Origin of the sequence: Komagataeibacter melomenusus, from assembly GCF_013155395.1 — a bacterium.
GTDB classification, from domain to species: Bacteria; Pseudomonadota; Alphaproteobacteria; order Acetobacterales; family Acetobacteraceae; genus Komagataeibacter; species Komagataeibacter melomenusus.
In genome coordinates, this window is sequence record NZ_JABJWC010000068.1 from 1 (window position 1) to 12,223 (window position 12,223).

The 12,223-nt window shown below is 65.9% G+C and carries 13 protein-coding genes; 9 read left to right on the plus strand and 4 right to left on the minus strand.

The window, feature by feature from the left end:
* Positions 1-179 precede the first annotated feature (179 nt).
* Both ubiM and HNW77_RS16080 read right to left on the minus strand, forming a co-directional pair.
* Positions 180-1,361 carry a 5-demethoxyubiquinol-8 5-hydroxylase UbiM gene (gene ubiM / locus HNW77_RS16075; RefSeq protein WP_172159016.1) on the minus strand — a complete coding sequence of 394 codons (1,182 nt, stop codon included), beginning with the start codon at positions 1,359-1,361 and terminating at the stop codon, positions 180-182.
* A gap of 32 nt (positions 1,362-1,393) precedes the next feature.
* Positions 1,394-1,981: a nitroreductase family protein gene (locus tag HNW77_RS16080; RefSeq protein WP_172159018.1), complete on the minus strand. Its 588-nt coding sequence runs from the start codon at positions 1,979-1,981 to the stop codon at positions 1,394-1,396.
* 164 nt (positions 1,982-2,145) lie between these two features.
* Between HNW77_RS16080 and hisB the strand changes: the two genes are divergently transcribed.
* The 8 genes from hisB (at position 2,146) to HNW77_RS16120 (ending at position 7,463) form a co-directional block, all read left to right on the plus strand.
* On the plus strand, positions 2,146-2,742 hold the full coding sequence (hisB, locus tag HNW77_RS16085; RefSeq protein WP_172159020.1) for an imidazoleglycerol-phosphate dehydratase HisB: 597 nt from the start codon (positions 2,146-2,148) through the stop codon (positions 2,740-2,742).
* Positions 2,739-3,122, plus strand: a complete 384-nt coding sequence (locus tag HNW77_RS16090) for a hypothetical protein (RefSeq protein WP_172159021.1) — start codon at positions 2,739-2,741, stop codon at positions 3,120-3,122. The genes hisB and HNW77_RS16090 overlap by 4 nt, the downstream gene beginning before the upstream one ends.
* An 8-nt stretch (positions 3,123-3,130) precedes the next feature.
* Positions 3,131-3,811 (plus strand): imidazole glycerol phosphate synthase subunit HisH, encoded by a 681-nt coding sequence (gene hisH / locus HNW77_RS16095; RefSeq protein WP_172159023.1) that lies wholly within the window; start codon positions 3,131-3,133, stop codon positions 3,809-3,811.
* Positions 3,808-5,160: a 1-(5-phosphoribosyl)-5-[(5-phosphoribosylamino)methylideneamino]imidazole-4-carboxamide isomerase gene (hisA, locus tag HNW77_RS16100; protein WP_172159024.1), complete on the plus strand. Its 1,353-nt coding sequence runs from the start codon at positions 3,808-3,810 to the stop codon at positions 5,158-5,160. The genes hisH and hisA overlap by 4 nt, the downstream gene beginning before the upstream one ends.
* Positions 5,160-5,921 carry an imidazole glycerol phosphate synthase subunit HisF gene (gene hisF, locus HNW77_RS16105; protein WP_172159026.1) on the plus strand — a complete coding sequence of 254 codons (762 nt, stop codon included), beginning with the start codon at positions 5,160-5,162 and terminating at the stop codon, positions 5,919-5,921. The genes hisA and hisF overlap by 1 nt, the downstream gene beginning before the upstream one ends.
* Positions 5,922-5,951: 30 nt before the next feature.
* The gene (locus HNW77_RS16110) at positions 5,952-6,422 is read left to right on the plus strand and encodes a phosphoribosyl-ATP diphosphatase (protein ID WP_172159028.1); all 471 of its coding nucleotides are present in this window, start codon (positions 5,952-5,954) and stop codon (positions 6,420-6,422) included.
* A gap of 25 nt (positions 6,423-6,447) precedes the next feature.
* A complete protein-coding gene (locus tag HNW77_RS16115) occupies positions 6,448-6,825 on the plus strand; it encodes a histidine triad nucleotide-binding protein (RefSeq protein WP_172159029.1) in 378 nt (125 codons plus the stop codon).
* Between the two features lie 224 nt (positions 6,826-7,049).
* Positions 7,050-7,463, plus strand: a complete 414-nt coding sequence (locus tag HNW77_RS16120; protein ID WP_172159031.1) for a hypothetical protein — start codon at positions 7,050-7,052, stop codon at positions 7,461-7,463.
* Positions 7,464-7,587: 124 nt separating this feature from the next.
* On the opposite strand, the gene HNW77_RS16125 is transcribed toward HNW77_RS16120, so the two are convergent.
* Positions 7,588-9,372, minus strand: a complete 1,785-nt coding sequence (locus tag HNW77_RS16125; RefSeq protein WP_172159033.1) for an ABC transporter ATP-binding protein — start codon at positions 9,370-9,372, stop codon at positions 7,588-7,590.
* 178 nt (positions 9,373-9,550) lie between these two features.
* Between HNW77_RS16125 and nth the strand changes: the two genes are divergently transcribed.
* Entirely contained in the window at positions 9,551-10,243 is a 693-nt protein-coding gene (nth, locus tag HNW77_RS16130; protein ID WP_241694527.1) for an endonuclease III, read from the plus strand.
* An 86-nt stretch (positions 10,244-10,329) separates the two neighbouring features.
* On the opposite strand, the gene HNW77_RS16135 is transcribed toward nth, so the two are convergent.
* Positions 10,330-12,223: ComEC/Rec2 family competence protein (locus HNW77_RS16135; protein ID WP_172159034.1), on the minus strand; the 1,894-nt coding region annotated here is incomplete at its 5' end.

A 12,223-nucleotide genomic window follows, 5' to 3' on the forward strand; every position in this document is an offset into this window, starting at 1 on the left:
AACCCTCAACCCAACAGGGCCGAGTAACCTAGCAAATCCACCAAAGAACCTCAAGAAGTTTCCTCAGCGCCGCCAGTGATTGGGGATATAGGACCCACACCCCCAACCGTCAATCAGAAAAATGCCCAGGCGGTGAAAAAAGTTCCCGCCCGGTCGGCGCTACTACCCCAAAAAGCGCGCTAGGACGCCGCTTTGCGGTCCATGAGCATATCTGTCACCGCGGACTTGAATGGTGAAAGCGCATCCGCCACGCGGAGTCCGGCCTGCCGGAGCACACGGAATGCGGGTTCATCACGCGTATAAAGTGTGGCGATTCCATTGGTGGCGGCAAACAGGGGGGCGGTTTCCATGCGGTGCCGCCGTTCAAAACGCCGCAGCGCGGGCAGGCTGCCCACGGGTTCACCCCGTGCCATGCCTGCCGCCACTTCCTGCGCCAGTGTCTCCTGCCCTTTCAGGCCAAGGTTGAAGCCATGGGCGGTGATGGGGTGCATGCCCACGGCGGCATCGCCCACCAGCGCGAAGCCGGGTGCTGCAAAACGATGGGCATACACGCCCCGCAATGGATAGGTATGCCGCGTACTGACCAGCCGCATATTGCCCAGCCTGCGCCCCACGCGCGCCATGATCTCGGCATTGAAGGCATCGCGCTCGAGCGTGCGCAGCCGCTCGATCTGCGCGGGCGGGAGCGTGAGCACAATGGACGAGGCTCCGCCATTGACCGGCAGCAGGGCCACGGTCTGCCCCTCATCAAACCACTGGGTGGCCACATGGTGATGTGGCAGGTCATGCGCCATGCGGCAGACCAGCATGGAACGCCTGAAATCATGCACGATCGCCCCGACGCGCTGCAACCGCCGGATCTGGGAAAAACGGCCATCAGCCCCTACGGCCAGGCGCGACGTGATCTCGCCGCCATCATGCACCACCACCATATCCTCCCCGATGCGGCGGATATGGCGGGTGGCGGTGCCACCAAGCAGGCTGATGCCGGGACGCTGGCTAGCTGCCATATATAAGCCACGGCGGATGCAGTGGTTGGAGACAAGATAGCCCAGCGCATCCACGCCCCGCCCCTGCGTGTCGAACTGGAGGGGATGGTTGCCGCGCCCGGTCTCGACCCGGGCCTCACGCAGCGGCGAGATGGCGACCTGGGGAATATGCGCCCATGCACCGAGTTCCTTGAGCACCGCAACCGAATGATGGGTCAGCGCGATCTCGCGCCCGTCAAAGCCCGGCTCAGCCCAGGGGGCCTGCGGCGTGCGCTCGAGCACGGCCACGGACAGGCCGCGCGCCTCGAGCGACAGGGCGGCGGCAAGCCCTGCCGGGCCGCCACCCATTATGGTGACATCATGATAGGTCATGGCTGGGTTCCTGTCCGTGTGGTCTTCAGGGGTTATGCATCCGCGCCGAACGCGGCGGGCGCACCGGTCCACTGGGCCACGTAATCATCAACCGGGCGGCGTTTGGGGGCCTTTGCCTCCGCCGTAGGCGTGCCGACAAACAGGAAACCGGCCAGCTTGTGCGGCGCGGGGAAGCCCATCTCGGCTGCAAATTCCGGGTCATGGGCCACATCGCCGCTCACCCACACGCCACCAAAGCCCGTGGCGTGCAGGGCGTTGAGAATGTTCATGGCAGCCGCCCCCACCGCCAGTTCCTGCTCAAGCAGGGGAATCTTGTTTTCCGGCCGCAGGTGCATGCCCAGCACGATGGTCATGGGCATGGTGGACATGCGCGAAAAACGCTTTTCCACCTTGGCGGGCGCCACATCGGGGTCGAGCCGCTTCATGCTGGCCACCACGCGCTCGGCCAGCTTCACCCGCGCCGCCCCCTGCACGATGGCGTAGCGCCACGGGCGCAGCTTGCCATGATCGGGCGCGCGCATGGCGGTGGAGAGGATGGCCTCGAGCACGTCACCCGCAGGGGCCGGTTCCGCCAGCGCATCGGTGGAAAACCGTGACAGGAGAAGGTCGAGCGATGTCATATGGTCATTCCCTTGATATGAAGGCACGCAGCAGCAGGCCTGAAAGCCAACGCGCGCGACACCATGCCGCAACGGCCCGGCCCTGCCAATACGCATGCCGGAGCCCCGGCGCGCGGGCGGGATCGGTATGGATTCCGGCCCCGGCCTTCTATAGAAGGGGGAGCATGAACAGCCCGCGCACAGCCACGGTCCATCGCGCCACCAGCGAGACCGACATTACCGTGACCATCACCCTTGATGGCACCGGCCAGACCCGCATCGATACCGGGATCGGCTTCCTTGACCACATGCTGACAGCCCTTGGCCGCCATAGCATGTGCGATCTCGACATTGTTGCCAAAGGCGACCTGCATATCGACTACCACCACACGGTGGAAGATACCGGCATTGCCCTGGGCAAGGCCTTCGCGCAGGCCATAGGCGACAAGCGGGGCATCCGCCGCTATGGCAGCGCCACCGTGCCGCTTGACGAGGCGCTGTGCGAGGCGGTGGTCGATATTTCCGGCCGCCCCTTCCTGGCATGGTCTGTCACCTTCGGGCGCGACAAGATCGGGGAGATGGACACCGAACTGTTCGAGGAATTCTTCCGCGCCTTCGCCATGAGCGCGCTGGTCACGCTGCATGTGATCCAGCGCGCGGGCCATAACTGCCACCATATTGCCGAGGCCGCCTTCAAGGCCCTGGCCCGCGCCCTGCGCACCGCAAGCGAGCCCGACCCGCGCGCGGGCGGCATCATCCCCTCCACCAAGGGCAGCCTGTGACATTCTATTCCGCCCTGCTGCCGCCCGCGGCCAGGCCCGATGCGCGGGCCTGGCCGGTGATGGTGGCGTGCCGCATGTCGTGGCTGGTGCTGCTGTGCGGCTGGGGCGGATTGCTGCTGCGGGGCTGCCTCGTCAGCGGGTTGCTGGCAGGCGGCGTGAGCATTGTGCTGATGCAGTTCGTGCCGCTGGCCTTTGCCCTGCCCATGCTGGGCGGGCTGCACCTGCTGCTGGCCCTCAACACGCCGGAAATCCGGCAATGGGAACTGCAACTGCGCGGCTATGCCCCCGTGCCGGGCGTTTATGCGCCGGACCGCAGCGCAGCCCTCCTGCGCTGGCTGGAACAGAACCGGCCCGTGCCCTCCCCTTCCCCCGTATCATGAGGCATCACATGCCCGCGCCTGCACCTTCACGCCCCCAGTCCATCGTGGTGATCGACTATAATGGCGGCAACCTCGCGTCTGCCGCCCGCGCCCTGACACGGGCCGCGGCCGATAGCGGCATCGATGCCACCGTCACCATCACGGCGGACCCGCAGGCCGTGCTGCAGGCCGACCGCATCGTCCTGCCCGGTCAGGGGGCCTTTGCCGACTGCGCGGCAGGGCTTGCCGCCCGGCCCGGCCTGCGCGATGCGATTGTTGCGGCAACCGATGGCGGCGTGCCCTTCCTGGGCATATGCGTTGGCATGCAGCTCATGGCCGAGCGCGGGCGCGAACATGGCGTGACCCCCGGCTTTGGCTGGATCGCGGGGGAAATCACGCTGATGGAGGCCCCCGGCCTGCGCCTGCCGCAGATGGGCTGGAACGAACTGGCCTTCACCCCCGGCGCTCACCCCCTGACCGAAGGGCTGGCGGCGGGGGCGCATGGCTATTTCGTCCATTCCTTTGCGCTGACCGGCTATGACAGTGCCGACATGGTGGCCACCACCGATTATGGCAGCCCGGTGCCCGCCATCGTGGCGCGCGGCAACCGCGCGGGCACGCAGTTCCATGTGGAAAAGAGCCAGCAGGTGGGGCTGCGCATCCTGTCCAACTTCCTGCGCTGGACACCTGTGCCGGATGCCACGCCATGACCCGCCAGGCCACCACTGCCGGCACGCTGCATGCCGAACGCCTGCAGGACATGCACGAGGACGACCTGCACGCCCTGTGCGATGCGACCAACGCCGCCATACTCGATGGCGGCGGCTTTGGCTGGCTGGCCCCGCCACCGCGCGAGACGCTGGAGCGCTACTTCCGTGGCGTGCTGCTGGTGCCCGAGCGGCAGATGTTCGTGGCCCGGCTTGATGACATGATCGTAGGTTCCGCCCAGCTCGTGCGCCCGCCGCGCAACAACGAGGCGCAGGCCATGAGTGCCACCCTCATGCATTTCTATATCGCCCCCTACGCGCGCGGGCTGGGGCTGGGCCGCCTTTTGCTGACCGAGGTGGAAAGCTGTGCGCGCAGCATGGGCTACCAGATCATCAACCTCGACGTGCGCGAAACCCAGGCCGAGGCCGTGCGGCTGTTCCGCAGCAGCGGCTTCCACCACTGGGGCACCCACCCCAGCTACGCCCGCACCGATGGCCGCACCGTGCGCGGCCTGTTCTTCACCAAGCGCCTGCAGGATGACGAGCGGATCGTGCCCGCCCACCCGCAGGATGCCTCCACTCCCATCCCTGCAGCAGGACATGCCCCCGTGACCGGACACAGCCTGACCCTCTACCCCGCCATCGACCTCAAGGATGGCACATGCGTGCGCCTGCGCCGCGGCGAAATGGACAACGCCACCGTCTATTCCGATGACCCTGGCGCGCAGGCGCGGGCCTGGATCCATGCCGGCTGCGCGTGGCTGCATGTGGTTGACCTCAACGGCGCGTTTGCCGGGCGCTCGGCCAATACCGAGGCCATCGAGGCCATCATCGCCAATGCCTCGGTGCCGGTGCAGCTCGGCGGTGGCCTGCGCGACCTTGAAAGCATCGGCAAATGGCTCAATGCCGGGATCAGCCGCGTGATCCTTGGCTCGATCGCGGTCAAGAACCCCGAGCTGGTGCGCGAGGCGTGCCGCCTGTTCCCCGGCCGCATCGTGGCGGGCATTGACGCGCGCAGCGGCCAGGTGGCGACCGAAGGCTGGGCCGAGACATCGGAGATGAAAGCCGTCGAACTCGGCCTGCGCATGCAGGATGCCGGGGTGGCTGCCGTGATCTTCACCGAAATCAGCCGCGACGGCATGCTGACCGGCATCGACATCGAGCAGACCGCCGACATGGCCAATGCGCTCTCCATCCCGGTCATTGCCAGCGGCGGGGTAGGCAACCTGGCCCATCTTGAAGCCCTGCGGGCGGCGACCGCGCAGGCGCCGGGCATCGAGGGCGTGATCGTGGGGCGCGCGCTGTATGATGGCCGCATCGACCTGGGCGAAGCCCTGCGGGTTCTTTCCTGATGCTCAAGCTGCGCGTCATCCCCTGCCTGGACGTAAAAAACGGCCGGGTGGTCAAGGGGGTCAACTTCGTCTCGCTGCGCGATGCGGGCGACCCGGTGGAGCAGGCCGCCGTGTACGACGCGGCGGGGGCGGATGAACTCACCTTCCTCGACATCACCGCCAGCAATGAAAACCGCGATACCATCCTCGATGTGGTCAGCCGCACGGCAGAGCGCATCTTCCTGCCGCTGACGGTCGGCGGCGGCGTACGCACCACTGATGACATGCGCCGCCTTTTGCTGGCGGGGGCCGATAAATGCGCCATGAACTCGGCGGCTGTCTCGCGCCCCGAACTGGTGAGCGAGGCGGCGCAGAAATTCGGCAGCCAGTGCGTGGTCGTCGCCATTGATGCCCGCAGCGACGGCCATGGCGGGTGGGAAGTGTACACCCATGGCGGCCGCACCCCCACCGGGCGCAACGTGATTGACTGGTGCCGGGAAGTGGCGGAACGTGGCGCGGGTGAAATCCTGCTGACCAGCATGGACCGCGATGGCACGGGCAAGGGCTTTGACCTCGACCTGCTGCGGGCGGCGAATGCGGCGGTGCGCATTCCCATCGTGGCCTCGGGCGGGGTTGGTGCGCTCGAGCATTTTGTCGAGGGCGCGCGCGCGGGTGCCACCGGCCTGCTGGCAGCCAGCGTGTTCCACTTCGGGCAGTTCACCATTCCACAGGTCAAGCAGGCACTGGCGCAAGCGGGCCTGCCGGTCCGGCAGACCGCCTGATCCCCCTTTCCCGCCTATCGGAGCATTGTCATGGCCAAGCCAGAAAAATCCCGCAAGAACACCCCCGCCAAGGCCGCCCCCTCCAAGGCTGCCCCGGCCAAGCCGGCCCCCGGCAAGGCCGCACACAAGGCCCCTGCCGCCACCATCAAGATCGAGGCCATCGGCCCCGCAACGCCTGATGTGCTCGACCGCCTGTTCGCAGTTGTGGAATCGCGCCGGGGCACCGACCCCTCCGTCAGCCATTCCGCCCGCCTTCTGGCCCGTGGCCGGCGCAAGATCGCGCAGAAATTCGGTGAGGAAGCCGTGGAATGCCTGATCGAGGCCGTGGCGGGCAACCGCGAGGAACTGATCAGCGAAAGTGCGGACGTGCTCTACCACCTGATCGTGATGTGGGTGGATGCGGGCGTGCAGCCGGCTGAAATCTGGGCCGAACTGCTGCGCCGCGAAGGCACGAGTGGCGTGGCCGAAAAAGCCGCCCGCCCGCGCGACCCGCTGGCCTGACCCACCCCAACAGGAGACAAGACCCATGCCCGTAGATGGCACCGGCGCCTATGACCCGCAGAACGTGTTCGCCCGCATCCTGCGCGGGGAACTGCCGTGCAGGAAGGTTTATGAGGATGAATATGCCCTCGCCTTCCACGACATCGCACCGAAAGCGCCCATTCATGTGCTGGTGATCCCGAAGGGAGCCTATGTTTCCTTTGCTGATTTCAGCGCCCAGGCCAGTGAGGCGGAAATCGCAGGCTTCATCCGCGCGGTGGGCAAGGTCGCGCGTGACCTCGGGCTGGAGGCGCCGGGCTACCGCCTGGTGTCGAACACCGGCATCGAGGGCGGGCAGGAAGTGCCGCACTTCCATGTGCACCTGTTTGGTGGCCGCCCGCTTGGGGCCATGCTGCCGGGCTGAAGCCGGGCAGGCAGGGGGAGTTGCCTGATGGCACCGCTCCATAATGCACACGCATGACAGCTTGCAGGGCGCCGCTTTTTTACAAAAAGGGCGTCCTTGTTTTTTATTGCGAACCAGATGATCTATTGATTGAATATTATGTATATTTTGTACATTAAATAATCAATTTGTATGAATATTGGATTTAAATATAATAATACACATATTCCACAGATAGACGCGATATGAGCCAGGCACATTATGAACAGCAGAAAATTGCTATGGATAAGGTAGCAAACCTTCTTGTCATTGCCGTTCCGGAAGACAAAGAAAAATTCTGCCTGTTTATTTCAATGGAAATGAAGTTCATTGATAATGGCGAAGACGACTATAACACGACTGAATTCAAATTCGTTTATGAAAAAAAGAATGGTGAAGTCGTAAGCTTCAGCCCGTTCTGGAATTTTGGCCCCCAAAACCATTCTCGCTATATAGACGACATGGAAGCACTGGTAACGGATTTAAGGGATGTATTTGCCCGACACCTGAAAAAAACCGACCAAACGGCCTGGAATGGCATGGCCATGAAGGTCAATCTGGTCAAGAAAGCCTATGATGTTAATTTCCACTATCCCGAAACCACCAGCAACCCTGCATGAAGTTAAAATATGAATTGGTGACAAAATAACCGTCTCCGGGTGCCACCTTTTTACAAAAAGGCTGTGTTTCCTGAAGCTTTTTGAAAAAAGCTTCACCAAAAACTTTTTAAACCAATACAGTCTTTTACAGGGACTGGAGTTCAAACAGGTCACGATACAGCCCGCCTTCGCGCTGCATCAGGGCGGCATGGGGGCCATCCTCGCACACCCGGCCGTGGCGGAAGACAATGATGCGGTCCAGGCCCATCACGGTGGAAAGCCGATGGGCAATGACCAGCACCGTGCGCCCGGCCATGAGGCGCTCCATCGCCTGCTGCACCTGCACTTCAGACTGGGAGTCGAGGCTGGATGTCGCCTCATCCATGATCACGATGCGCGCCTGGCTCAAAAAAGCGCGGGCAATGGCAATGCGCTGGCGCTCACCACCCGAGAGCTTGACCCCGCGCTCGCCCACCATGGTGGCATAGCCGCGCGGCAGGCGGTCGATGAAATCCGCCGCATTGGCCTGCCGGGCGGCGTGGGCGATCTCGGCGGGCGTGGCATCGGGGCGGCCATAGGCAATGTTCTCGGCCAGCGAGCGGTGAAACAGCAGCGGCTCCTGCGGCACGATGGCAATCTGCCCGCGCAAACTGGCCTGCGTCACCGTGGCAATATCCGTGCCATCAATGGTGATACGCCCGGCCTGCACGTCATAAAGTCGTTGCAGCAGCCGCGTGAGCGTGGTCTTGCCCGAGCCGGAGGGCCCGACAAGCGCCACCCGGCTGCCCGGTGCGATATCAAGGTTCAGGTCCTCAAACAGCACGCGGCCATGCTGGCGCGCATAACCAAAGCGCACATGCTCGAAGCGGATATGCCCTTGCGTTACGCGCAGCGCCGGAGCATCGGGACGGTCCGCAACACCGGGCTGCATGGCAAACAGGGCAACCAGTTCCTCCATCTCGTTGACCGAGCGCTGCACGACTGAAATCTGCTGGCCGATATCACGCAGATAGCCCTGTATGACGAACATCATGGTCAGCACATAGGCCACATCCCCCGGCCCGGCACGGCCCCGCACCCACAGCACCGCCACCCCCGCAATCAGCGCCATGCGCATGAGCAGGGCGGCAAGGTTCTGCAGATTGGCGCTGTCGGTGCCGCGCAGCCATGAACGCACCATGCGCTGCCGCCACCGTCCCGCCACCCAGGCCAGCCGGGCATCCTCGCGCCCCTCCGCCCCGCAGGCCTTGACCACGGCATTGCACGTCACGGCATCGGACAGGGTGGCCCCCATGCGCGTATCCCACGCATTGGCCAGCCGGGCGGATGGCGCCACGTAACGCAGCGTCAGCACGACCGAGAGCCCGACAAGGGCCACGGCCCCCACCGCCAGCACCAGCCCCATCAGCGCCCAGTGGAACGCCAGCACGCCGGTGGTCGCGCACAGCACGATCACCTCGGGCACCAGCATGAGCAGCACCGTATCACCCAGCGTGTCGATCGCCCCCAGCCCGCGCGTGATGCGCCGCACGGTCGAACCCGCGAAGTTGCTGGCATGCCATTCGCTGGAGAAGCGCTGCACGCGGGCGAACGCCTCCGTCACGATACCGGTCATGACACGGGAGGTAAGGTGCGAGATGGCGACATACGCCATGCGCCGCGCCACGATGCCGCCCACGCCCAGCCCCGTCAGCCCCGCCACATCGCGTATGGCGCGGTGGATGGTGGCCGCCTGTGCCGGGTGCGACACGTCATCGACCAGCCAGCCCGCCAGCAGGGGCATCATCACATCGGCCACCGTGGCCAGTGCAATACCCGACAGCGTGCCGGCCAGCAGCGCGGGCCACGCCCGCCACCGGCGCCACACAAAGCCCAGAACGGCGGCGAATTCATGCCGCCGCGCCACGGGTCGAGAAGGAGAAGAAGCCATGACCACCATGCCAGATATACAAAAAACGGCCACGACCTGCCGCCGCAAAGGGCTGGAACGACTAGCCCCGCCCCACGTGGCATGCAAGGCCCCTGACGGGTTATCAGGGGGCGGGGCAATTTACACACCCCACCTCCACGCCGCACAATACGCCCCGACCCACTCCAGCGAGTAGCCGATGCCAACACCACCCCGCCGCACCAAACCCGCCCGCCGCGCCATGACGCTGGCCGAAGTCCGTGCCTTCATCAGCCTGCTGGCCAGCGCCAACCCCGATGCCGAGAGCGAACTCGACTTTGTCGATGACTACACCCTGCTCGTGGCCGTCGTGCTCTCGGCACAGGCCACCGATGCCTCGGTCAACAAGGCCACCGTCAACCTGTTCCGCGATGCGCCCACCCCGCAGGCCATGGTGGACCTTGGCGAGGAAAAGGTGGGGGCGCATATCCGCACCATCGGGCTGTGGCGCACCAAGGCGCGCAACGTGGTGGCGCTGTCGCGGCAGTTGCTCGACCGCTTTGATGGCCGCGTGCCCCATGACCGCGCGGCCCTTGAATCCCTGCCCGGTGTTGGCCGCAAGACTGCAAACGTGGTGATGAACATAGCCTTTGGCGACAGCACGATGGCGGTGGATACCCACATCTTCCGCATCGGCAACCGCACGGGGCTGGCGCCGGGTGCGACCGTGCGCGCGGTGGAGGACCAGTTGGTGCGCCGCATTCCGCCCGACATGCTGCGCCCCGCCCATCACTGGCTGATCCTGCACGGGCGCTATGTGTGCAAGGCCCGCAAGCCAGAATGCTGGCGCTGCCCCGCCTTTGAACCCTGCCAGTACCGCATGAAGGATGAACTGCGCCTGGCACCGGCCTGAACAGATAGATGTTTTTGGTGAAGCTTTTTTCAAAAAGCTTCAAAAGAACGCCGCCTTTTTGAAACAAAGGCAGCACCCAAAAACTTTTATTCCGCCTGCGCCAGCGGCAGGTTGGGCAGGCCCGCCCCGCCGGGGCGCATCACCCATGGCCGCGCCCCGCGCATGGCGCGGTCCGTCCGCACCACAAGCCCGCCATCGGGCTGCGGGTAAATGGCATAGGCCCCGTTGCGCCACAGGTCGAAACGCCCGATGGACGGCACGCCCTCACACCCCCACGTGCCCGGCAGGTTGACCAGCAGCCCCACGCCCCGGCACAGGCCGGGCGCAGGCGGGCGGGAAGCCAGCACCAGCACGACATTGCCCATGCGGCAGACCCCGGCATGGCACGCCACGTTCCCCACCGTTCCCCCAGCAGGCAGCACGCCCGCGGGCAGGCCGGTCACGCGCTGCCATTCACGCAGTACGAAGGGATCGGGGTGCGCGCCGGGGCCGGTCAGCAGGCGGCCCGCCGTTACGATGCCCGCCATCCGCCCATCCGGAGCCAGCATGATGACCGGCCGCGCCACCAGCCATGGCGACAGGACCGCCAGCATGATGGGCGCAAGCCCCGCCAGCCGCACGCGCCCGCCCCACAGGCACAGCCAGCACAGCCCGGCAAAAAAGAGCGCAAGCCCTGCATTGCCGATGGCTGGCACCCCAATGCGCGCGGCGGGCAGTCCGGCTACCAGATGCGCAAGCCATGTCACCACGCCAAGGCCCCAGCCCATGGGCACAAGGGCCAGTTTTTCCAGCCCCAGCGGCATCAGACTGAGTGCGGCCAGCCCCCACGGCATGATCCAGACCGACATCAGCGGCACCGCCAGCAGGTTGGCCAGCACGAACCATGGCTGCACCGCGCCAAAATGCGCCATGCCCACCGGCAGGCATGCGCCACCCGCCAGCACGCTGGCCACAAGCGGGTGGGCCAGACGCGCCGCAACCCGCCGCAGCCACACATCATCATGCTCCCAGCCCGACAGGGTGGGCCGCAGCGCGTCAAACCCCGCAATCAGCGCCATCACGGCGGCAACCGACATCTGGAGCGGCAACTCGGCCACGCCCTCGGGGTTGAGCACCATGAGCACCGTCGCCGCCACCGCCAGCGCGCGCAGCGAGAGTGGTCGCCTGCCCGCCAGCAGCGCCATGACCGCAAGCCCCGCCATGAGCAGGCTGCGCTGGGCGGGCAGGTGCGCGCCGGTCAGGAGCACGTAGCCCGCGCCTGCCAGCAATGCGCCCACCGCCGCGATCTGGCGGCATGGCCAGTACAGCGCGGCGCGCTCGCTCAGCGCCAGCGCCGTGCGCAGCGCCACCATGACCAGCCCCATCACAATCGCCAGATGCAGCCCGGCCACGGCCAGCAGGTGCGCAAGGCCCGCATCGGCATAAGCCGCGCGCTCGGGGGCCGCCACCACGCCATCGGCCCCGACCATTATGGTGGCGGCAATATCGCCCTCCGTGCCAGGCAGGGCCGCACGAATCCGCGCCGCCAGCACCTGCCGCCTGCCCGCAAGCCACCCCGCAGCCCCGCCGCCAGCCTGCACGGACATGATCGTGGCCCGCTCAAGCGCGCGGCCATGGCCCGCCAGCCCGTCAAACCACGCCCGGCGCTGGGCATCATACCCGCCCGGCACATCTGGGAAGGCAGGGGGCGAAAGCAGGGCACGCACCCGTAGCGTGTCGCCCGGCATGGGCCGCGCGGGGTCATCGGCGCGCAGCCGCACGGATAGCCACCGCCGCAGGGGCGGCATGCCCATGCTGATGCCATCCTCAAGGCGCGCGCCGCGCAACACGACCCGCAGCGCCTGCGTGCCATCGGCCAGACGCTGCACCTCCACGCCCGTTACCTGCCCCGACAGATGCACCGCCCGGCGCGGCAGGTCGGGAAAGGGCGGCATGCGCCATGCCTGCCCCCATGCCACAAGCACCCCCATGGCAGCAGCC